The sequence below is a fragment of the Candidatus Tisiphia endosymbiont of Parasteatoda lunata genome (assembly GCF_964030955.1).
Classification (GTDB): Bacteria; Pseudomonadota; Alphaproteobacteria; order Rickettsiales; family Rickettsiaceae; genus Tisiphia.
On sequence record NZ_OZ035003.1, the window covers coordinates 638,054 to 658,600 of the forward strand.

General features: G+C 32.1%; 23 protein-coding genes and 2 pseudogenes. 11 read left to right on the top strand and 14 right to left on the bottom strand.

Going from position 1 to position 20,547, the window contains the following annotated elements; genetic code table 11:
- The first annotated feature begins 152 nt into the window (after nucleotides 1-152).
- Nucleotides 153-1,061, top strand: coding sequence for an Rpn family recombination-promoting nuclease/putative transposase (locus AAHN00_RS03885; protein WP_342272191.1), 909 nt, complete (start codon nucleotides 153-155; stop codon nucleotides 1,059-1,061).
- A 367-nt stretch (nucleotides 1,062-1,428) separates the two neighbouring features.
- Here the strand turns inward: AAHN00_RS03885 and AAHN00_RS03890 are convergent, their stop codons facing one another.
- Together AAHN00_RS03890 and AAHN00_RS03895 are read right to left on the bottom strand one after the other, a co-directional pair.
- Complete coding sequence (locus AAHN00_RS03890; RefSeq protein WP_342270905.1) at nucleotides 1,429-2,136, bottom strand: IS6 family transposase; 708 nt, start codon at nucleotides 2,134-2,136, stop codon at nucleotides 1,429-1,431.
- Between the two features lie 38 nt (nucleotides 2,137-2,174).
- Nucleotides 2,175-2,957 (bottom strand): IS3 family transposase, encoded by a 783-nt coding sequence (locus AAHN00_RS03895; RefSeq protein WP_342272192.1) that lies wholly within the window; start codon nucleotides 2,955-2,957, stop codon nucleotides 2,175-2,177.
- 449 nt (nucleotides 2,958-3,406) lie between these two features.
- Here AAHN00_RS03895 and AAHN00_RS03900 point away from each other — a divergent pair, with 449 nt between their 5' ends.
- The 3 genes from AAHN00_RS03900 to AAHN00_RS03910 all read left to right on the top strand — a co-directional run bounded on the left by AAHN00_RS03900 (nucleotide 3,407) and on the right by AAHN00_RS03910 (nucleotide 7,337).
- Complete coding sequence (locus AAHN00_RS03900) at nucleotides 3,407-4,489, top strand: LptF/LptG family permease (protein ID WP_342272193.1); 1,083 nt, start codon at nucleotides 3,407-3,409, stop codon at nucleotides 4,487-4,489.
- The gene (locus tag AAHN00_RS03905) at nucleotides 4,486-5,976 is read left to right on the top strand and encodes a UbiD family decarboxylase (protein ID WP_342272194.1); all 1,491 of its coding nucleotides are present in this window, start codon (nucleotides 4,486-4,488) and stop codon (nucleotides 5,974-5,976) included. The genes AAHN00_RS03900 and AAHN00_RS03905 overlap by 4 nt, the downstream gene beginning before the upstream one ends.
- Before the next feature lie 233 nt (nucleotides 5,977-6,209).
- Nucleotides 6,210-7,337, top strand: coding sequence for a poly(3-hydroxyalkanoate) synthetase (locus AAHN00_RS03910; protein ID WP_342272562.1), 1,128 nt, complete (start codon nucleotides 6,210-6,212; stop codon nucleotides 7,335-7,337).
- A 99-nt stretch (nucleotides 7,338-7,436) separates the two neighbouring features.
- Here AAHN00_RS03910 and AAHN00_RS03915 read toward each other — a convergent pair whose 3' ends face one another.
- Complete coding sequence (locus tag AAHN00_RS03915; RefSeq protein WP_342272195.1) at nucleotides 7,437-7,559, bottom strand: hypothetical protein; 123 nt, start codon at nucleotides 7,557-7,559, stop codon at nucleotides 7,437-7,439.
- A 16-nt stretch (nucleotides 7,560-7,575) separates the two neighbouring features.
- On the opposite strand from AAHN00_RS03915, the gene AAHN00_RS03920 reads away from it, so the two are divergent.
- The gene (locus AAHN00_RS03920) at nucleotides 7,576-8,217 is read left to right on the top strand and encodes an alpha/beta hydrolase (protein ID WP_342272196.1); all 642 of its coding nucleotides are present in this window, start codon (nucleotides 7,576-7,578) and stop codon (nucleotides 8,215-8,217) included.
- A gap of 288 nt (nucleotides 8,218-8,505) precedes the next feature.
- On the opposite strand, the gene AAHN00_RS03925 is transcribed toward AAHN00_RS03920, so the two are convergent.
- Complete coding sequence (locus AAHN00_RS03925; protein ID WP_342270905.1) at nucleotides 8,506-9,213, bottom strand: IS6 family transposase; 708 nt, start codon at nucleotides 9,211-9,213, stop codon at nucleotides 8,506-8,508.
- A 344-nt stretch (nucleotides 9,214-9,557) separates the two neighbouring features.
- On the opposite strand from AAHN00_RS03925, the gene AAHN00_RS03930 reads away from it, so the two are divergent.
- The 4 genes from AAHN00_RS03930 to AAHN00_RS03945 all read left to right on the top strand — a co-directional run bounded on the left by AAHN00_RS03930 (nucleotide 9,558) and on the right by AAHN00_RS03945 (nucleotide 12,881).
- A complete protein-coding gene (locus AAHN00_RS03930; protein ID WP_342270905.1) occupies nucleotides 9,558-10,265 on the top strand; it encodes an IS6 family transposase in 708 nt (235 codons plus the stop codon).
- A 112-nt stretch (nucleotides 10,266-10,377) separates the two neighbouring features.
- On the top strand, nucleotides 10,378-10,917 hold the full coding sequence (locus tag AAHN00_RS03935) for an invasion associated locus B family protein (protein WP_342272197.1): 540 nt from the start codon (nucleotides 10,378-10,380) through the stop codon (nucleotides 10,915-10,917).
- A gap of 248 nt (nucleotides 10,918-11,165) precedes the next feature.
- Complete coding sequence (gene glyA / locus AAHN00_RS03940; RefSeq protein WP_342272198.1) at nucleotides 11,166-12,428, top strand: serine hydroxymethyltransferase; 1,263 nt, start codon at nucleotides 11,166-11,168, stop codon at nucleotides 12,426-12,428.
- A 111-nt stretch (nucleotides 12,429-12,539) separates the two neighbouring features.
- Complete coding sequence (locus tag AAHN00_RS03945; RefSeq protein WP_342272199.1) at nucleotides 12,540-12,881, top strand: DNA methyltransferase; 342 nt, start codon at nucleotides 12,540-12,542, stop codon at nucleotides 12,879-12,881.
- A 41-nt stretch (nucleotides 12,882-12,922) separates the two neighbouring features.
- On the opposite strand, the gene AAHN00_RS03950 is transcribed toward AAHN00_RS03945, so the two are convergent.
- From AAHN00_RS03950 to AAHN00_RS03970, 5 genes are all read right to left on the bottom strand, one after another.
- A complete protein-coding gene (locus tag AAHN00_RS03950) occupies nucleotides 12,923-13,630 on the bottom strand; it encodes an IS6 family transposase (RefSeq protein WP_342270905.1) in 708 nt (235 codons plus the stop codon).
- Nucleotides 13,631-13,643: 13 nt separating this feature from the next.
- Entirely contained in the window at nucleotides 13,644-14,420 is a 777-nt protein-coding gene (locus AAHN00_RS03955) for an IS256 family transposase (RefSeq protein ID WP_342272200.1), read from the bottom strand.
- Nucleotides 14,421-14,585: 165 nt separating this feature from the next.
- On the bottom strand, nucleotides 14,586-15,035 hold the full coding sequence (gene secB / locus AAHN00_RS03960) for a protein-export chaperone SecB (protein ID WP_341755936.1): 450 nt from the start codon (nucleotides 15,033-15,035) through the stop codon (nucleotides 14,586-14,588).
- Nucleotides 15,036-15,063: 28 nt separating this feature from the next.
- Entirely contained in the window at nucleotides 15,064-15,630 is a 567-nt protein-coding gene (dcd, locus tag AAHN00_RS03965) for a dCTP deaminase (RefSeq protein WP_341751713.1), read from the bottom strand.
- An 83-nt stretch (nucleotides 15,631-15,713) separates the two neighbouring features.
- Nucleotides 15,714-16,142: an IS6 family transposase gene (locus AAHN00_RS03970; protein WP_410521382.1), complete on the bottom strand. Its 429-nt coding sequence runs from the start codon at nucleotides 16,140-16,142 to the stop codon at nucleotides 15,714-15,716.
- A 99-nt stretch (nucleotides 16,143-16,241) separates the two neighbouring features.
- Between AAHN00_RS03970 and AAHN00_RS03975 the strand changes: the two genes are divergently transcribed.
- Nucleotides 16,242-16,415, top strand: a complete 174-nt coding sequence (locus tag AAHN00_RS03975) for a hypothetical protein (protein WP_342271197.1) — start codon at nucleotides 16,242-16,244, stop codon at nucleotides 16,413-16,415.
- On the opposite strand, the pseudogene AAHN00_RS03980 reads toward AAHN00_RS03975, so the two are convergent.
- From AAHN00_RS03980 to AAHN00_RS03990, 3 genes and pseudogenes are all read right to left on the bottom strand, one after another.
- A pseudogene (locus AAHN00_RS03980) lies at nucleotides 16,395-16,682 on the bottom strand (IS6 family transposase); the annotation flags it as partial. The gene AAHN00_RS03975 and the pseudogene AAHN00_RS03980 sit on opposite strands and share 21 nt — an antisense overlap.
- Before the next feature lie 38 nt (nucleotides 16,683-16,720).
- Nucleotides 16,721-17,938, bottom strand: coding sequence for an IS256 family transposase (locus tag AAHN00_RS03985; protein WP_342272201.1), 1,218 nt, complete (start codon nucleotides 17,936-17,938; stop codon nucleotides 16,721-16,723).
- Between the two features lie 97 nt (nucleotides 17,939-18,035).
- Complete coding sequence (locus AAHN00_RS03990; RefSeq protein WP_342272202.1) at nucleotides 18,036-18,263, bottom strand: hypothetical protein; 228 nt, start codon at nucleotides 18,261-18,263, stop codon at nucleotides 18,036-18,038.
- A gap of 331 nt (nucleotides 18,264-18,594) precedes the next feature.
- Between AAHN00_RS03990 and AAHN00_RS03995 the strand changes: the two genes are divergently transcribed.
- Nucleotides 18,595-19,302: an IS6 family transposase gene (locus AAHN00_RS03995; protein WP_342270905.1), complete on the top strand. Its 708-nt coding sequence runs from the start codon at nucleotides 18,595-18,597 to the stop codon at nucleotides 19,300-19,302.
- Between the two features lie 59 nt (nucleotides 19,303-19,361).
- Here the strand turns inward: AAHN00_RS03995 and AAHN00_RS04000 are convergent.
- Together AAHN00_RS04000 and AAHN00_RS04005 are read right to left on the bottom strand one after the other, a co-directional pair.
- Nucleotides 19,362-19,667, bottom strand: a pseudogene (locus AAHN00_RS04000) (IS110 family transposase); the annotation flags it as partial.
- Between the two features lie 115 nt (nucleotides 19,668-19,782).
- Nucleotides 19,783-20,547, bottom strand: coding sequence for an alpha/beta hydrolase (locus tag AAHN00_RS04005; protein ID WP_342272203.1), 765 nt, complete (start codon nucleotides 20,545-20,547; stop codon nucleotides 19,783-19,785).

Sequence of the window (20,547 nt, forward strand, 5' to 3'; positions counted from 1 at the left end):
TGACGTAAATTGATTTAATGAACGTATTTGAACAGATAAAATGAGATTATTTGGTTATGCTAGAGTATCAACTAGATCGTTTAATATATAGTAGTTTGTGAGTTTTATGTTATAATGAGTAACATGTAAAACTAATTATAATGCTCAAATTTATGTCTATTACTAAGTTTCTCGATCCTAAAAATGATATTGCCTTTCGCCGTATATTTGGTTCTGAGAAGAATAAAGATATTCTTATTCATTTCATTAATGATGTGCTGGAACTTAAAGGTAGTGATAGAATCAAAGAAGTAACATTTTTACCTACTATTCAAGAACCAGAGATTGCTTCAAAGAAGCAAAGCATAGTAGATGTATTATGCAAAGATGAAAATGGAGTGCAGCTTATTATCGAGATGCAAGTATCTCCACAAGAAGGCTTTGAGAAGAGAGCACAGTATTATGCGGCTAAAGCCTATTCACGGCAGTTAAATAAAGGTAAGGAAGAAGGGGCTAGATATATAGATTTAAAGTCGGTAATATTTATTGCTATAAGTGATAATATTATTTTTAAAGATAAAGTGTTATATAAGTCTGATCATATTATTTTGGATAAAGATAGCTATGCCCATGATTTAAAGGATTTTTCCTTTACTTTTATAGAGCTACCAAAGTTTAAAATCACTGATATAAATTTACTGACTAATATTATTGAGAAATGGTGCTATTTTTTTAAGCATGCTGATGAAACTAGAGAATCAGATTTACGTAAGATCATAGGTTCTGATCAAGTGATAGAAAGAGCTTATGAAGAATTAAATCAGTTTAATTGGACGGAAGAAGAATTGCTGACTTATGAGCAAGAGACTAAACGTATTATGGATAATAAGGCATCTGAGGATTACCTGATAAAAACTGCTAAAGCCGAAGGTAAATCTGAAGGTATCCAAATAGGTGAAACTAGAGGTGAAGCTAGATTAGTAAAAACGATGATAAAAAATGGTAGTTCTATTGAAGAAGTCTCTAGAATGACAAAATTATCTATTACTAAAATTAGAGAGTTATTAAAAATAGATACTTAGAGTGACCTCTTTCATAGTTAGAATAATTGTGCTATAAAACCTTCTAGGTTTTTTGCAGTTTTGGTTAGCAATGTACCGAGACTACCTAATGTCGGTACTATTTACGAACAATACTACCTATAATTAAATATTATGAGCTATATCTTTTAATATAAATATCAAAAAGTGTCAACAATATTCTTTTAGGAACTTAAAAAGTTAGAACTTTGCATTAAATGTGGCGGCTCATCGCAGCTACCTTAACACTGGTCCGTGCGACACGAAGTCGCTTAAAAGAGTTGTTATCCCTGTAAATAGGAGGTAACCAGGTTTTGTCGCATCTATAAATCATACTACATCAAGATTGTTAAAACTAAGGTTTTGGACATTATGATGCCATTAACATAGCAAAATTCTCAAAAGTAGAAAGATTATCATTAGCTCCAATTATTTGTCTTTTTTGCATCATACGAATATTTTCTATACCGGTAATAGTCATTTCTGCAGAATGAAAACTCTTAAAACCAAGCATTGGCTTTGTACGTTTTTTGATAAACCTATGATCTTGTTCTACAAGATTATTCAGGTATTTGGTCTGAATAACCTTAATTTTATAATCTTTAGGAACTTCTGTATTCAAATCATTAAGAGCAGCCGTATTACTACCGCTTTTATCAATTACTACTTTCTCAGGAAAATTATTCTCTCTAAAGGCTTTACGAAAAAATGCAAGTGCTGCAGGCTTGTCTCTATGCTTACGTAGCAGAAAGTCTACAGTATTACCAAGACTATCTAGTGCTCTATATAAATAAACCCATTTACCGTTTAATTTAATATAAGTCTCATCCATTCTCCAACTACTACCAACTGGCTTCTTTCTTTTTCTAACCACCTGATCTATCAATGGTACAAATTTTATAACCCATCTTTGTAATGTAGAGTGATCAATTTTTGCTCCCCTTATACTCATCATTTCTTCCAAATCTCGATAACTTAAAGAAAATCGGCATTTCATATAGACAAATAACATTATTATTTCTGGTGAAGAACAAAATCCTTTGAAATATGATAATAATCTTGCAGTAATACGAAACATCTTAACATCTTTTTTAGATCATTATATCAATCTTTTTTCTATTGTCCAACATATGCGACAGAACCCATAAATCCTCCGTTAGTTCTAATATAAGTAATGTCACCACTCCACACTTGATTAACATAAGGTACATGAATAGTTCTATTCGTTCCTGATTTGTGCCAGTACGGCTCAAGCAAATAGCTATAAATTTTATGTTGACCATCCTTCACAGAAGTAGATTGCTTTTTATGAGGATGAATAGCTTCTATACCCATTATTCCCATATATTTAAGCACCCTATCTCTGCCCACATTAAAGCCGTCTTCCAATAATTGTTTGTATATATAACGATAACCATACTCAGGGTTATCCGTATATATTTCATCTATTCTATTTAAAATATCAAGATTATATAAGCTCATTACTTTAGCTTTATAATATACTCCAGATCTGCTTATCTTTAATAGTTCACATTGCCTTGTCTTTGCTAACGTACTCAGCTTGGGGTCGACAAGACTTTTCTTATTTGATAAGTCCAAGCTGTTTAGCTTTCCCACCGCCCAGTCCCTCTCGACTGTAGCCTTACCTAATGCTTTTGCAAGTTCATCGTTTTGATTCTTAAGTTCACTAATCTGCCCTTTGTACTCACTAACAGCTTTTGCTGGCTCAAATGCCAATGACGCATTATCTAAAAATTGTCGTTTCCAGTTTTGCATAGTTTTAGCCGTTACTTCATATTTGACCGATAACTGACCTATTGTTGATTCTTCTTTTAACATCTCTAATACTATTTTAGTTTTTGCTTCTGCACTAAAATTTTTAATTTGTTTTTTACCCATTTGTTTCTCTTTAATTTTATTTATTATTCTATACTTATTGAGAAACAAAAATACCTGCTTCTTTGTCTAATTTTTTCAGTCCATTATAGTTTAACAAGATAGTTAATATAAACTATTTAAATTGATAAAATAGCTTTTTTATATAGAAGTCAAGGTTTAGTTGCAAAGCTACCATGGCTAGCTGATAAAAATAACATAGTGATATTTTAATAGTTACCCTGACTAGCATTACTCCGCTATTAGCGAGGAGGCATTTTAGGTGGCAACGAATGAGTTATATAGAACCTTAATGGGTTATAAAACAATAATTTTTTAAAGCAGAAGGTATAATTGTATTTTTTAACTTAGTGGATAGAAATTTTATAGTATACTACATGGATTTGGTAGATAATAGTACTGTGATAACTCATTCGAGTATACATCTTTGAAAGACTATAAATGATTACAGAATGTTAATATATAAACGTTATATAATAAGAAATATTGTACCATCCTTGGTGATAATTATTTTCTCGATCACTAGCCTTGTATGGATTACTCAGATATTAAAGTTTTTGTATTTAATTGATAAAGGAATAAAAGCTCAGGATTTCTTAAATTTAATTATTTTAGTTATTCCATCTTTGCTATTTATTTTGCTACCTTTTGCAACTATTATCACTATTATTTATACTTATAATGCTTTAAGTGAGAGGCGTCAGATAATTATTCTGCAAAATTTGGGATTAAGTAATATACAACTAGCTAGTCCAGCATTGATTGTAGCTTTGACAGTTACGTTATTTGCTTATTATATTTCGATTAGTTTATTGCCATTATCTTATGCAAAGCTTAAATCAGATCTTAATTTCATGAAAAATAATTATGCATCCACTCTACTAGATGAGAAGACATTTAATACAATTTCTAAAGATATCACAGTTTATTTTGATAAAAAATTGGCTGATGGTACTATGAAAGATTTAATCCTTTTTGATAATCGTAAACATGATAATCATGCAATTTTATTTTCTAGATTGGGGATATTTAAAATATATAATAACTCTTCGTTTTTCCAACTAAAAGATGGAGCGAGGCAGGAATATGACTATAATGGTAATTTAACTAATTTATCATTTGATGTTCTAACAGTAGAATTAGTCAGTAATGATGCTAAAAGATTGGTAAAGGAAGAGTATAGTCGAGAAATCAATGAATATTATATTCATGAATTATTAAAACCCAACAATAATCTATCAAAGCAGAGACAGATTAAATTAGTTGCTGAGGGACACCAAAGATTGATTTGGCCAATATATAATTTTGTACTTGTTTTTCTAACATTGTCGGTTTTTTTAAGACAGCCTTATAATAAAAAATCTAGTCTGAGGCAGATTCTAATTACAGCACTTTCTGCAATAATTATCACATATTTACACTTTGTATTACAAAATCTTGCTTCTAAAGATTCAAATTTTATCTTTGCTTGTTATGCTAACATTATTATCGCTATTATTTTAAGCCTGTATTTATATTTTCGTAAAATTATATGAGTTTTCAAGATTTACCACAATTCCTAAAAATTTTAGAGCAAAATGGTCTCCTAAATCGTATATCTTATCCTGTATCATCTAACCTTGAAATAACAGAAATCAGTAGAAGAGTTTTAATAAAAGATGGTCCTGCTCTTTTGTTTGAAAATGTTATTAGAGATGATGGGACTAAGTCTGATATGCCAGTTTTAACTAATTTATATGCCAGCACGCAGCGGATTGCCTTAGGACTTGGTTTAAAAAATACAGAAGAGTTGAGGAAATTTGGTGAATTGCTAGCTTTTCTTAAAGCACCAGAACTACCTTCTTCCTTTAAAGAAACCTTTGCTATGTGGCCACTCGGCAAAAGAATATTGGCTATGTCACCCAAGATTTTGTCAAAAGCTCCTTGTCAAGAAGTGATAATTAATGATCCTGATGTTAATATATTGCCGATACAAACCTGCTGGCCTCTTGATATTTCACCACTACTTACTTGGTCAATAGTTGTTACAAAAGGACCTAGCTTAGAAAAAATAGATAATTTTAACCTTGGTATATACCGAATGCAAGTAGTAGAGCGTAACAAACTTATTATGCGCTGGCTTAAAATGCGAGGTGGAGCTCAGCAACATAAGCGTTGGCAATCAGCAAAGATTGATCCTTTCCCTGCTGCAGTGGTTATTGGGGCAAGTCCTGCCGTGACTATGGCTGCTGTTATGCCGCTACCCGATAATATGTCTGAGTATAATTTTGCTGGATTATTAAGAGGTAAGTCAATTGAACTGGTAAATTGCGTCAGTATAGATATGAAAGTGCCAGCTCATAGTGAAATTGTTATTGAAGGGCATGTAAGTTTTGATGAGTATCTACCAGAAGGACCATTTGGCGATCATACAGGTTACTATAATGACGTTGAATATTTTCCAGTATTTAATGTTAAGACTATTACCATGAAAAGACAACCTATATATTTAAGTACTTATACTGGTAAAGCCCCAGATGAGCCATCTATACTTGGTGAAGCATTAAATGCAATGTTTATTCCGATAATTCAACAGCAATTTCCAGAGATCGTTGATTTTTGGTTACCACCTGAAAGTTGTTCTTACAGAGTTGCTGTGGTATCTATTCGTAAGGCTTATGCAGGTCATGCAAAAAGAATAATGATGGGGATTTGGTCATTTTTAAGACAATTCATGTATACAAAATTTATTATTGTGGTAGATGATGATATAGATATTCGTGACTGGAAGGAAGTGGTTTGGGCAATATCTACTAGGGTAGATCCTTCTAGGGATACTACTTTTATCGATAATTCACCAATAGATTATCTTGATTTTGCCTCACCTGTGTCTAGCCTTGGTAGTAAAATGGGAATAGATGCAACTAATAAAATAGTCCCAGAAACTAATAGAGTTTGGGGTAAGAAAATAGAAATGACTAGTGAAGTTGTTAAAAAGATTGACAAAATTTGGGATATGCTTGGTATATCCGCAAAAACTTGAAATAATTTTTTCTTAAAACACTTAGTGTTAGAAATTTATAGTATATATACTGCTTGTAAATGAAGAGTTGGTAGACGATAGTATAACTTCAAGAAGAGCTAGGCAGTAGCAAAGTTGAGCGGCGTAGCGTACATGAGTAACTAGGCAGTTTCGATCTTTGGTCGCGGGAACGCCAATTCTTGAAGTTCTACCTGAGTATACTCAAATGACTTGAAGAATTGGAATTGGATATAGTGGATAATATTTCTAGTGATGAAATAATCAAAAATATAAAAAAAGTTAGTAATAAATACCAAGAGATAATACTTTGTCTTATGCAGGGCAGGGGGAACATGATCCCTGCATCTCTTATTGATATGGATAAAAATAGAGTTATATTATCAAGCTTAAGTGAACAATTTATAAAAAATCCTGAAAAATTTTGGCAACTAAATATTCAGTATGTTGAGAAATTTCAGAATCTTGTCATAAATTCAGTAGAGAAATTTGTAGGGAAATCAACCACTCCTCTTTTTTCACCAAATAGTAAAGATAGAAGGTTTAAGGATTTAGCTTGGCAGGATAATGCGTATTTTGATTTTGTTAAGCAGTTCTATTTAATGTCTTCAGAATGGTTACAGGATAATATCGAACAATATGAACTAGCACCTGACCTTAAACAACATTTGGCATTTATGACGCATCAATTTATTAATGCCTTCTCTCCGTCAAATTTTGCTTTTGGTAACCCGATAGTTCTTAGTAAAATTTTGGAAACAGGTGGTCAGAATCTTGTTCAAGGCTTAGAAAACTTTCTTGCAGATATAAGAAATTCTAGTGATATATTAAATATAAAAACTACCGATAATAATGCTTTTTTACTTGGCAAAAATATAGCTACTACTAAAGGAAAAATTGTTTTTCAGAATCAATTAATACAGTTAATATGTTATGAACCTAAGCAAAAAACACGGGCGATACCATTACTTATAATTCCACCCTGTATTAATAAATACTATATACTTGATCTATCTGAACATAATTCAATGGTAGCATTTCTTGTCGAACATAATTTTCAAGTATATATGGTCTCTTGGGTTAATCCCGATGAAACTCTAGCTGATAAAAGTTTTGAGGACTATGTAAAAGAAGGAGTTTTAGAAGCTTGTGAATATATAATGCGGTTTGGATATAACCATATTAATGCTATTGGTTATTGTATTGGTGGAACTTTTCTTGCAACTGCTGTTGCTTATCTGAAGGCAAATAATTTAAATTATATTAATAGTGTCAGCTTTATTGTCCCACTTTGGGAGAAAAACCCCGCACTTGCAGTGCGTCGTTTCAACATAAATTTTAAATATCTTATCAAGAAAAGATAAGATAAGATATTTTTTTAACAAAATCTTACACTTCACAGATATATTCTTTTTGTGTTGTGACACTTTTTAAATGAACCATACACAAATAGTTTCTAACTTTTAAGTTAGTACATACATGAGGCATTCATGCCGTAATATTAAGCTCTGCACTTGCAGTGCAGAGTGGTTAACTACTACCCTTTTAGACTTTAAAAATCCTGGGGAAGTAAGTATTTTTGTCAATGAGTCATCGATTGCCATGATCGAACAAGAAATGAATTCTAAAGGATATTTTGATGGTCGTTATTTGTCGAATAGCTTTAGTTTGCTAAGAGCTAATGATTTAGTATGGTCGTTTTTTGTTAATAACTATCTGCTTGGTCAAACTCCAATGCCATTTGACTTATTATATTGGAATGCTGATCCAACGAATTTACCAACTAATATGTATAGCTACTACTTACGTAATATGTATCTAAATAATTTATTAAAAGAACCGAGTAACTTATCATTATTTGGTACGCCAATTGATTTGAGCAAGATTGACTGTAATTCTTTTTTCCTTGCTGCAAATGACGATCATATAGCTCCGTGGCGATCGGTGTATGAAGGATTAAAACTATTAAAAGGTAACAAAACCTTTTGTCTTACAAGTTCTGGACATGTTGCAGGGGTGGTTAATCCTCCTGCAATGTCTAAATATAATTATAAAACTAATAAAGACTTAACCTTGACTAGTGAATCATGGTTTATTAATGCTGACGAGCATCAAGGATCATGGTGGTCTTACTGGCTTACTTGGTTAGAAGATAATAGTGGTGAGTTAATAAAATCGATAGATTATGATAGGTTAAAATCCATCGAACTTGCCCCCGGCAAATATGCTCATAAAAGAATATAACCTCTAACTTTTTTACCTAATCTCAACTTGATAGAGCTAAATAAAGTGAGCCGATGAAAATATAGAATCAATTAATGTGAGCCAAGAAATTTTGAGAGTCAATTAAATCAAGCTAGACTGTATTTTTAAAGTTAGTTAATTTAAGCCGCTTGTTGCCGATGAAAGCAAGCCAGTGTCATTTCAAAATCAGGTCGTCACAATTAAGGAAGCTGCTTTAAGTATTTATAGGGTTTTGTCGCATCTATAAATCATACTACATCAAGATTGTTAAAACTAAGGTTTTGGACATTATGATGCCATTAACATAGCAAAATTCTCAAAAGTAGAAAGATTATCATTAGCTCCAATTATTTGTCTTTTTTGCATCATACGAATATTTTCTATACCGGTAATAGTCATTTCTGCAGAATGAAAACTCTTAAAACCAAGCATTGGCTTTGTACGTTTTTTGATAAACCTATGATCTTGTTCTACAAGATTATTCAGGTATTTGGTCTGAATAACCTTAATTTTATAATCTTTAGGAACTTCTGTATTCAAATCATTAAGAGCAGCCGTATTACTACCGCTTTTATCAATTACTACTTTCTCAGGAAAATTATTCTCTCTAAAGGCTTTACGAAAAAATGCAAGTGCTGCAGGCTTGTCTCTATGCTTACGTAGCAGAAAGTCTACAGTATTACCAAGACTATCTAGTGCTCTATATAAATAAACCCATTTACCGTTTAATTTAATATAAGTCTCATCCATTCTCCAACTACTACCAACTGGCTTCTTTCTTTTTCTAACCACCTGATCTATCAATGGTACAAATTTTATAACCCATCTTTGTAATGTAGAGTGATCAATTTTTGCTCCCCTTATACTCATCATTTCTTCCAAATCTCGATAACTTAAAGAAAATCGGCATTTCATATAGACAAATAACATTATTATTTCTGGTGAAGAACAAAATCCTTTGAAATATGATAATAATCTTGCAGTAATACGAAACATCTTAACATCTTTTTTAGATCATTATATCAATCTTTTTTCTATTGTCCAACATATGCGACAGAACCTAACTTGTTACATCGTATTAAGGTTAGAATATATCATAATATTTAACCCCACTAAGCATTTTATATAATTAAAGTTAATAATAATACAAGGGGCTATAGCTAACCTAAAAATATTTGAGTTATGAAAATGATTTTAACAGATTGACAAATATATTAAATTTAGATATCCTCTAGTCCTTAAATTCTAGTAGGCGAAGAAATATTAAGGACTAAGGGTTCTGTCGCATATGTTGGACAATAGAAAAAAGATTGATATAATGATCTAAAAAAGATGTTAAGATGTTTCGTATTACTGCAAGATTATTATCATATTTCAAAGGATTTTGTTCTTCACCAGAAATAATAATGTTATTTGTCTATATGAAATGCCGATTTTCTTTAAGTTATCGAGATTTGGAAGAAATGATGAGTATAAGGGGAGCAAAAATTGATCACTCTACATTACAAAGATGGGTTATAAAATTTGTACCATTGATAGATCAGGTGGTTAGAAAAAGAAAGAAGCCAGTTGGTAGTAGTTGGAGAATGGATGAGACTTATATTAAATTAAACGGTAAATGGGTTTATTTATATAGAGCACTAGATAGTCTTGGTAATACTGTAGACTTTCTGCTACGTAAGCATAGAGACAAGCCTGCAGCACTTGCATTTTTTCGTAAAGCCTTTAGAGAGAATAATTTTCCTGAGAAAGTAGTAATTGATAAAAGCGGTAGTAATACGGCTGCTCTTAATGATTTGAATACAGAAGTTCCTAAAGATTATAAAATTAAGGTTATTCAGACCAAATACCTGAATAATCTTGTAGAACAAGATCATAGGTTTATCAAAAAACGTACAAAGCCAATGCTTGGTTTTAAGAGTTTTCATTCTGCAGAAATGACTATTACCGGTATAGAAAATATTCGTATGATGCAAAAAAGACAAATAATTGGAGCTAATGATAATCTTTCTACTTTTGAGAATTTTGCTATGTTAATGGCATCATAATGTCCAAAACCTTAGTTTTAACAATCTTGATGTAGTATAATTTATAGATGCGACAAAACCATCTGTCATTGTCCACTAATAATATTAAATAATTAATTAAATAAGTAGAATTATGACAAATTGTATTAAAAAATCATTGTTTGTTACAGCTGGTCTTGCTGTAATAGGTTTGGGACTATTTTTGGGTAATCCTAGTAGAGTTGATGCTGCGGTTAAAGAGGGGCAAAAATTTTCAGATTGGGTAGTTAACTGCACCACAGATGCTGAAAAAAAACAGGTCTGTTTTTTAAGTCAAGCAATTAACTCTACTAATAAAGATGGTAAACAACAAGTGTTAGCTGTGTATCAAATAGGTTATTTGGGTAGTGGTAAGGCAAGAAGTTTAAAAATGATACAAGTAGTTCCTGCTGATGTTTCTGTTGCTCCAGGTACGTCAATTATTAGTTCCCAAAAATTAGTTGCTCCAGGTAAGTACGTTACTTGTACAAAAGATTCTTGTCAGGCTGTTGCTGAAATATCAGATAAAGATCTTAAAGATATTTTATCAAAAGATGCTAATCCTAGCGTGGGGATAATGAATTCAGCTGGTCAACAAGTAAATTTTCCACTTTCTACGAAAGGTCTTGAAGAAGGCTTGAAAGCGTTAAAATAAATTAAGTTATAGCTAAACCGAAAAGGTTTTAGCCTAAACACCGTCTATTAGCGAGAAGACCGTAGGTCGACGAAGCAATCTATATGACAAGCTTCATGGATTGACACGCTCACGTACGTTCGCTCGCTAATAGACATATATATCTATAATTTTATAAAATGCACTCGCAAAACCGCTTCAAGAATGTATTTCCCTTATATTAAAGCCAATTCGGAATAAAAATTAGTTACTTCTTATAGGTTAGCTCAATGACTATTTGTCCTAATAAATTATCTGAAACAGATAAAGATATACACCAAATTATCAATGGTGAAAAAAGGCGTCAGCACGATTTTATCGAATTGATTGCCTCTGAGAATTTTGTAAGCCCGGCAGTATTGGAAGCGCAAGGCTCAATTCTGACCAATAAATACGCTGAAGGATATCCAGGAAAACGCTATTATAATGGTTGTGAAGAGGCTGATAAAGCTGAGCTTTTAGCGATAGAACGAGTAAAAAAACTATTTAATTGTAACTATGCTAACGTTCAGCCTCATTCCGGCTCTCAGGCCAATCAGGTAGTATTGTTAGCTCTGTTAAAGCCACATGATACTATACTTGGTATGTCACTAGATACTGGAGGGCATTTGACTCATGGTGCTCCGCCTAACTTGTCTGGCAAATGGTTTAACTCTGTGTTCTATTCGGTAAATAAAGAAACTTATTTAATTGATTATCAGCAAATAGAGCAATTAGCAATGCAGCATAAACCTAAATTGATTATAGCTGGCTATTCTGCTTATTCACGCCAATTAGATTTTGCTAAATTTAGGGAGATTGCTGATAGAGTAGGGGCGTATTTACTAGCAGATATTGCTCATATTGCTGGATTAGTTGCTGTAGGTGAGCATCCAAGTCCTTTGCCTTATGCTCATGTCGTGACTTCTACTACTCATAAAACTCTGCGTGGTCCACGTGGTGGTATTATTCTTTCAAACGATGAGGAATTGGGTAAAAAGATAAATTCTGCTTTATTTCCTGGGCTGCAAGGTGGACCGTTAATGCATATTGTTGCAGCAAAAGCAGTAGGCTTTTTGGAAGCCTTAACACCAGATTATCATCTTTATATAAAACAGGTTATGAGTAATGCAAAAGCTCTTGCTAACAGTTTGATGGCAAGAGGTTATGATATTTTAACTAATGGTACTGATAATCATATAGTATTAGTGGACCTACGAAAATATGGTATAACTGGTAAGATGGCCGCAGATTCACTTGAAAGAGCAGGGATAACCTGTAATAAAAATTCTATACCTTTTGATACAACTTCACCGTTCATCACTTCTGGTATTAGGCTCGGTACTCCAGCATGCACCACTAGAGGATTTAAAGAAAAGGAGTTTATAGAAGTTGGCGAGATGATTTGCAACGTATTAGATGGGTTGAAAGCTATGCAAGATAATAGTGATTGTGAGCAAAAAACTTTTCAACAAGTTAAAAAATTAGTAGATAATTTCCCGGTTCATGTTTAAACTAAAAGTTATTAAGCTAATGAATTCTCATATAAATACGAAAGATTTGTTGAATTTCTAAGTGATTTATCTAATACTAAACTAACTTATAAAACTTTAATTTTCTAGAATATGGCACAAGAAGCAATTAGAATATCTGAAATACAGGAAAAGACTCATAGCTTTAGTGAAGTTGTAAATAAGTTGTCTTATCAAAAACATAATATCTTGAAAAATAGTTTTGATTTGAATAATCAAGCAACTCTATTTGAAGGTGATTGCATGAAGTTATTAAAACAAATTCCAGATAATAGTATAAACTTAATAATAACATCCCCACCATATAATATAGGTAAGGAATACGAAAAAAAATCAGATATTAATGAATATTATAATTGGCAAAAAAAAGTCATCAATGAGTGTTATAGAGTGCTAAAAGATGATGGACATATTTGGGTTTTGTCGCATCTATAAATCATACTACATCAAGATTGTTAAAACTAAGGTTTTGGACATTATGATGCCATTAACATAGCAAAATTCTCAAAAGTAGAAAGATTATCATTAGCTCCAATTATTTGTCTTTTTTGCATCATACGAATATTTTCTATACCGGTAATAGTCATTTCTGCAGAATGAAAACTCTTAAAACCAAGCATTGGCTTTGTACGTTTTTTGATAAACCTATGATCTTGTTCTACAAGATTATTCAGGTATTTGGTCTGAATAACCTTAATTTTATAATCTTTAGGAACTTCTGTATTCAAATCATTAAGAGCAGCCGTATTACTACCGCTTTTATCAATTACTACTTTCTCAGGAAAATTATTCTCTCTAAAGGCTTTACGAAAAAATGCAAGTGCTGCAGGCTTGTCTCTATGCTTACGTAGCAGAAAGTCTACAGTATTACCAAGACTATCTAGTGCTCTATATAAATAAACCCATTTACCGTTTAATTTAATATAAGTCTCATCCATTCTCCAACTACTACCAACTGGCTTCTTTCTTTTTCTAACCACCTGATCTATCAATGGTACAAATTTTATAACCCATCTTTGTAATGTAGAGTGATCAATTTTTGCTCCCCTTATACTCATCATTTCTTCCAAATCTCGATAACTTAAAGAAAATCGGCATTTCATATAGACAAATAACATTATTATTTCTGGTGAAGAACAAAATCCTTTGAAATATGATAATAATCTTGCAGTAATACGAAACATCTTAACATCTTTTTTAGATCATTATATCAATCTTTTTTCTATTGTCCAACATATGCGACAGAACCACATAAATTTGTTCAATTCCTCGATTCTTTAACTCAGTAACTACTTGCATCCAAAATTTAGCACCTTCATTTTTGCCTATCCAAATGCCAAGTAACTCCTTTTTCCCTTCTATATTTACAGCAAGTGCTAAATATACTGCTTTATTTATTACTATGTGATTGTCTCTAGATTTTACATAGATACAGTCCAAGTATAATATTGGATACACCCTATCTAAACAACGATTTTGCCACCTAGTTACTTCTTCTATCACCCCATCTGTTATGGTGGATATCAAGTCACCAGATACATCAGTTTGATATATTTCTTCTAAATGCCCTCGGATCTCGCTGACTGTCATACCGCGACCATAAAGGGATATCACTTTCTCATCAAATCCATTAAATCTCCTCAGCCCTTTTGGTATTAATTGAGGATTATACTCTCCTTCCCGATCTCTTGGTACTTCTACTGTCAGCTTACGACCATCCCCATCAATTACTGTCTTCTCATAGCTACCATTACGACGATTATTATCTACTTTTGGCATCTTGCTATGTTTTGAATATCCTAATTCATGATCCAACTCACTTGCTAATATTTTCTCAACTATTTGCTTCTTTAGCTGTTGAAATAAACCATCTCGACCAAATAACTCCGATGGATCTGCTTTTGATAATAATTCTTCTACTAGCTGATTACTGATGTCTAATGTATCTTTATCTGTATCTAATTTTTTAGCCATAATTCCTCCTTGCTTGCTTAAGTTACTTTTTTTACAGTAATCTCTTACTGCTTTCTTTGCAACTTACACAAACTATAGGACAGACTCCACGACACTCATGTGGTCTTACTAATAGACGTCTTGTACTTTTCTACAATTTTTAAATGCTATATGTAAGGTGAATGGTTAATTATCATTTTCTTGCATTTTTTTATGATATAAAGCACCAAAATCAATCGGGTCAATCATCAATGGTTGGAAACCACCATCCTGAGTGACATCAGCAATAATTTTTCTAGCAAATGGGAAAATCATTGCTGGACAATGAATTGCTAGTATTATTTGGTGTTGATCTTCCTCTATATTAATTAAATTAAAAACCCCTGCATATTTTAAGTCCACTATAAATAGTCTATGATTTTCACTCATTGCTTTAGCTTCTATACTTAATTCTACCTCATAAAAATTCTCTTCAGGTAAATTAGAAATATTGAGGTCTAGGAATAAGTCAATTTGTGGATTACGTTCCAAAGATACTAAAGATCTCGGAGCGTCTGGATTTTCAAAAGATAAATCCTTTATGTATTGTGCATTAACAGCGATATGAGGCATTTCTTTTTGGTTAGTATCTTTCATAATAATATAGTCCTTTACATTTTAAATTTTAAGTTATTGGAAGGGTAACACCTTTTTGTTTCATATATTTCCCATAACGATCGGCATAAGATATATTACAAGTTTGTTCACCTTTTAAAAACAAAAATTGACATGCTCCTTCATTAGCATAAATTCTTGCTGGCAGTGGGGTAGTATTGGAAAACTCTAATGTTACATGCCCTTCCCATTCCGGTTCTAACGGCGTTACGTTAACAATTATACCACATCTTGCATAGGTTGATTTACCAACACAGATAACTAGCACATCTCTTGGAATTTTAAAATACTCAATTGTTCTTGCTAAGGCAAAACTGTTTGGCGGGATAATACAAACATCAACCTCTCTGTCTACTAAACTATATTCATCAAAATTTTTTGGATCAACTATTGCCGAATTAATATTAGTAAATATTTTAAATTCCTTCGAGACTCTTGCATCATAACCGTATGAAGATAAACCATAAGAAATAATTCTCTCTGAATTATTCAATCTAACCTGCGTATCAGTAAAAGGTGCAATCATATCGTGTTCTATACACATTTTTCTTATCCAATTATCAGACATAATGGTCATATATAATTACACATACTATGTTTGGTTTTGTCGCATCTATAAATCATACTACATCAAGATTGTTAAAACTAAGGTTTTGGACATTATGATGCCATTAACATAGCAAAATTCTCAAAAGTAGAAAGATTATCATTAGCTCCAATTATTTGTCTTTTTTGCATCATACGAATATTTTCTATACCGGTAATAGTCATTTCTGCAGAATGAAAACTCTTAAAACCAAGCATTGGCTTTGTACGTTTTTTGATAAACCTATGATCTTGTTCTACAAGATTATTCAGGTATTTGGTCTGAATAACCTTAATTTTATAATCTTTAGGAACTTCTGTATTCAAATCATTAAGAGCAGCCGTATTACTACCGCTTTTATCAATTACTACTTTCTCAGGAAAATTATTCTCTCTAAAGGCTTTACGAAAAAATGCAAGTGCTGCAGGCTTGTCTCTATGCTTACGTAGCAGAAAGTCTACAGTATTACCAAGACTATCTAGTGCTCTATATAAGTTAACCACTCTGCACTGCAAGTGCAGAGCTTAATATTACGGCATGAATGCCTCATGTATGTACTAACTTAAAAGTTAGAAACTATTTGTGTATGGCTCATTTAGAAAGTGTCACAACACAAAAAGAATATATCTGTGAAGTGTAAGATTTTGTTAAAAAATATCTGTATGATTCATTCTTATCTTTTCTTGATAAGATATTTAAAATTTATGTTGAAACGACGCACTGCAAGTGCGGGGTTTTTCTCCCAAAGTGGGACAATAAACCCATTTACCGTTTAATTTAATATAAGTCTCATCCATTCTCCAACTACTACCAACTGGCTTCTTTCTTTTTCTAACCACCTGATCTATCAATGGTACAAATTTTATAACCCATCTTTGTAATGTAGAGTGATCAATTTTTGCTCCCCTTATACTCATCATTTCTTCCAAATCTCGATAACTTAAAGAAAATCGGCATTTCATATAGACAAATAACATTATTATTTCTGGTGAAGAACAAAATCCTTTGAAATATGATAATAATCTTGCAGTAATACGAAACATCTTAACATCTTTTTTAGATCATTATATCAATCTTTTTTCTATTGTCCAACATATGCGACAGAACCCCAATCTTTAATAGGCATGGTCCATTTTTTGGCTGCATTTTGTAGGGATAAAAATATTATTTTTTGAATTGACTTATCATCTGGAAACACCCCCTTATTTTTGATAATTTTTCTAATTTGACGATTTACAGATTCTATAGTGTTAGTAGTATAAATTACCTTTCTGATCTCTTCAGGAAAGGCAAAAAACGGTATTATCCCAGACCAATTACGTTGCCAAATATCAGAAATTACCGGATATTTTTTATCCCATTTTACACCAAATTGCTGAAGTTTTAAACGTGCCATTTCGTCATTATTAGCTGTATAAATTTGTTTTAGATCTGATGTGACCTCTTTTAAATCTTTATATGACACATACTTTACTGAATTGCGAACCATATGTACAATACATAATTGTACTATAGTACTCGGGAATACACTGCTTATAGCTTCTGGAAAGCCCTTTAAACCATCCACACAAGCAACATAAATTTGTTCAATTCCTCGATTCTTTAACTCAGTAACTACTTGCATCCAAAATTTAGCACCTTCATTTTTGCCTATCCAAATGCCAAGTAACTCCTTTTTCCCTTCTATATTTACAGCAAGTGCTAAATATACTGCTTTATTTATTACTATGTGATTGTCTCTAGATTTTACATAGATACAGTCCAAGTATAATATTGGATACACCCTATCTAAACAACGATTTTGCCACCTAGTTACTTCTTCTATCACCCCATCTGTTATGGTGGATATCAAGTCACCAGATACATCAGTTTGATATATTTCTTCTAAATGCCCTCGGATCTCGCTGACTGTCATACCGCGACCATAAAGGGATATCACTTTCTCATCAAATCCATTAAATCTCCTCAGCCCTTTTGGTATTAATTGAGGATTATACTCTCCTTCCCGATCTCTTGGTACTTCTACTGTCAGCTTACGACCATCCCCATCAATTACTGTCTTCTCATAGCTACCATTACGACGATTATTATCTACTTTTGGCATCTTGCTATGTTTTGAATATCCTAATTCATGATCCAACTCACTTGCTAATATTTTCTCAACTATTTGCTTCTTTAGCTGTTGAAATAAACCATCTCGACCAAATAACTCCGATGGATCTGCTTTTGATAATAATTCTTCTACTAGCTGATTACTGATGTCTAATGTATCTTTATCTGTATCTAATTTTTTAGCCATAATTCCTCCTTGCTTGCTTAAGTTACTTTTTTTACAGTAATCTCTTACTGCTTTCTTTGCAACTTACACAAACTATAGGACAGACTCGATTTATTGTCTATAAGCCGGATACATGACTGCATTCGATTTTTTTGCTGTTATATATTATTTTTTTCTTGCATTGTTGGGTAGGTCCATACATAATTAAATCATAATTATAAATTTCAGCTATTTCTATTCCTTCTGTACCAAACTCCACCACCTCACAAATAATTCCTTCTGAAGCTAACGTTAATTCAATAGAACTAGCTATATCACTATTATCTTCTACTAACAGTACCCTCATGATATTTCTCCCATTAACTTTTTTATAATTATTAATTTATTATTCTTTATTACACATCTATGTTCTCACTTTATCTCTATAAGAGCAAATAATTTTATCAAAATAATATCCAAGTAACGCGAATTTGGGATAAGAATTTGTCAATTCTTATCCCAAATTCAGTGAAATTATCGAAACAATCAGATTTGAGACAGCTCTGCATCTGATTGTTTTGATAATTTTATAGTTAACTTACCTTACACATAACCCCCATGGCAATTTAAAAGGGTTCTGTCGCATATGTTGGACAATAGAAAAAAGATTGATATAATGATCTAAAAAAGATGTTAAGATGTTTCGTATTACTGCAAGATTATTATCATATTTCAAAGGATTTTGTTCTTCACCAGAAATAATAATGTTATTTGTCTATATGAAATGCCGATTTTCTTTAAGTTATCGAGATTTGGAAGAAATGATGAGTATAAGGGGAGCAAAAATTGATCACTCTACATTACAAAGATGGGTTATAAAATTTGTACCATTGATAGATCAGGTGGTTAGAAAAAGAAAGAAGCCAGTTGGTAGTAGTTGGAGAATGGATGAGACTTATATTAAATTAAACGGTAAATGGGTTTATTTATATAGAGCACTAGATAGTCTTGGTAATACTGTAGACTTTCTGCTACGTAAGCATAGAGACAAGCCTGCAGCACTTGCATTTTTTCGTAAAGCCTTTAGAGAGAATAATTTTCCTGAGAAAGTAGTAATTGATAAAAGCGGTAGTAATACGGCTGCTCTTAATGATTTGAATACAGAAGTTCCTAAAGATTATAAAATTAAGGTTATTCAGACCAAATACCTGAATAATCTTGTAGAACAAGATCATAGGTTTATCAAAAAACGTACAAAGCCAATGCTTGGTTTTAAGAGTTTTCATTCTGCAGAAATGACTATTACCGGTATAGAAAATATTCGTATGATGCAAAAAAGACAAATAATTGGAGCTAATGATAATCTTTCTACTTTTGAGAATTTTGCTATGTTAATGGCATCATAATGTCCAAAACCTTAGTTTTAACAATCTTGATGTAGTATGATTTATAGATGCGACAAAACCCTTGCTACTGCCTCACATATTCCTTCTGCATCAGCTTGATCATTTTTATTGGTTTTGACATAAGGCTTAACAAACTGTGGTGCCATTAGTTTTACATTATGACCTAATTTTATTAATTCTCTTGCCCAATAGCTAGCTCCACCGCAAGCTTCCATGCCTACTAGACATTTTGGTACGTTAGCCATAAAAGTTAAAACCTGTTCTCTCATTAATTTCTTCTTTAATATTGTCTTGCCATTTTTATCTACACCGTGAATTTGAAAAATTCTTTTTGCAATATCTATACCAATTGTGGTAACTTCCATATGGACCTCCTTATTGTTGTTTAGGATTCATTTCCTATCCTAGAAGATTAGCATACGCTTCTCATTCTGTATATAGGGTAGGTCCATACCATTATTTTAGCAAATATATGTTTATTCATCGTTTTAATGATAAGTTTATTATTTCTTCCAAAGAATTAGCTATTATAGCTAATTCTGATTCTCGTACAAGAGTATGAACTCCATCTTTTATCAATTTTATCACTACCATATCACTAGTAATTTTTTCTGCAAGGTTATTTGAGATGGTATAAGGTACGTCCTCATCTAGCATCCCGTGAATTAAATGTATAGCTCCCTTAAGATTAATACTATTTGAATTTAGTAACAAGTGATTTCTAGCTTCGAGTATTAATTGATAACTTATTGGATATTTATCGTTGCAATTACGCCCACTAATCTCAAGGTATTTTTGTTGTTGCATTTGTGTTTTTTGCATTTCAGTTAAGTTTTGCCAAATAGTTTCTGTAAAATCTAGGGCAGGAGCAATACAAACAAGACCACAAACTTTATTAGGAAATTTTATAGCAGCAAGAAGGGCTAACCAACCACCCATACTTGAGCCTATGATAATAGCTGGTTGCACTACAAGTTTATTTAAAACTAATTCAACCCCTGTAAGCCAAGATCCAATCGTTTCATCTAGAAATCTACCTGATGATTCTCCATGACCAAAATTATCAAATGTGATAAAATTATAATCACGTTTTTTACAGTAATTCTCAAGAAATATAGCCTTTTTACCATTCATACCCGACATCAAGCCATGCAAAAAAATTACCGATGGCATATTTTTTTTGCTACTTTTGTGATGATTGTAAGTGATAAATCTTTTCTTTTCTGTATTATATATTTTATGCAT

Bases quoted from the DNA above. Each gene is read 5' to 3' on its own strand.
- AAHN00_RS03955 (WP_342272200.1), bottom strand. From the start codon at position 14,420: ATGGCTAAAAAATTAGATACAGATAAAGATACATTAGACATCAGTAAT.
- AAHN00_RS03995 (WP_342270905.1), top strand. From the start codon at position 18,595: ATGTTTCGTATTACTGCAAGATTATTATCATATTTCAAAGGATTTTGT.
- secB (WP_341755936.1), bottom strand. From the start codon at position 15,035: ATGAAAGATACTAACCAAAAAGAAATGCCTCATATCGCTGTTAATGCA.
- AAHN00_RS03890 (WP_342270905.1), bottom strand. From the start codon at position 2,136: ATGTTTCGTATTACTGCAAGATTATTATCATATTTCAAAGGATTTTGT.
- AAHN00_RS03920 (WP_342272196.1), top strand. From the start codon at position 7,576: ATGATCGAACAAGAAATGAATTCTAAAGGATATTTTGATGGTCGTTAT.
- AAHN00_RS03945 (WP_342272199.1), top strand. From the start codon at position 12,540: ATGGCACAAGAAGCAATTAGAATATCTGAAATACAGGAAAAGACTCAT.
- AAHN00_RS03950 (WP_342270905.1), bottom strand. From the start codon at position 13,630: ATGTTTCGTATTACTGCAAGATTATTATCATATTTCAAAGGATTTTGT.
- AAHN00_RS03990 (WP_342272202.1), bottom strand. From the start codon at position 18,263: ATGAGGGTACTGTTAGTAGAAGATAATAGTGATATAGCTAGTTCTATT.
- AAHN00_RS03900 (WP_342272193.1), top strand. From the start codon at position 3,407: ATGTTAATATATAAACGTTATATAATAAGAAATATTGTACCATCCTTG.
- AAHN00_RS03930 (WP_342270905.1), top strand. From the start codon at position 9,558: ATGTTTCGTATTACTGCAAGATTATTATCATATTTCAAAGGATTTTGT.
- AAHN00_RS03905 (WP_342272194.1), top strand. From the start codon at position 4,486: ATGAGTTTTCAAGATTTACCACAATTCCTAAAAATTTTAGAGCAAAAT.
- AAHN00_RS03895 (WP_342272192.1), bottom strand. From the start codon at position 2,957: ATGGGTAAAAAACAAATTAAAAATTTTAGTGCAGAAGCAAAAACTAAA.
- dcd (WP_341751713.1), bottom strand. From the start codon at position 15,630: ATGACCATTATGTCTGATAATTGGATAAGAAAAATGTGTATAGAACAC.
- AAHN00_RS03985 (WP_342272201.1), bottom strand. From the start codon at position 17,938: ATGGCTAAAAAATTAGATACAGATAAAGATACATTAGACATCAGTAAT.
- AAHN00_RS03935 (WP_342272197.1), top strand. From the start codon at position 10,378: ATGACAAATTGTATTAAAAAATCATTGTTTGTTACAGCTGGTCTTGCT.
- AAHN00_RS03885 (WP_342272191.1), top strand. From the start codon at position 153: ATGTCTATTACTAAGTTTCTCGATCCTAAAAATGATATTGCCTTTCGC.
- glyA (WP_342272198.1), top strand. From the start codon at position 11,166: ATGACTATTTGTCCTAATAAATTATCTGAAACAGATAAAGATATACAC.
- AAHN00_RS04005 (WP_342272203.1), bottom strand. From the start codon at position 20,547: ATGCATAAAATATATAATACAGAAAAGAAAAGATTTATCACTTACAAT.
- AAHN00_RS03925 (WP_342270905.1), bottom strand. From the start codon at position 9,213: ATGTTTCGTATTACTGCAAGATTATTATCATATTTCAAAGGATTTTGT.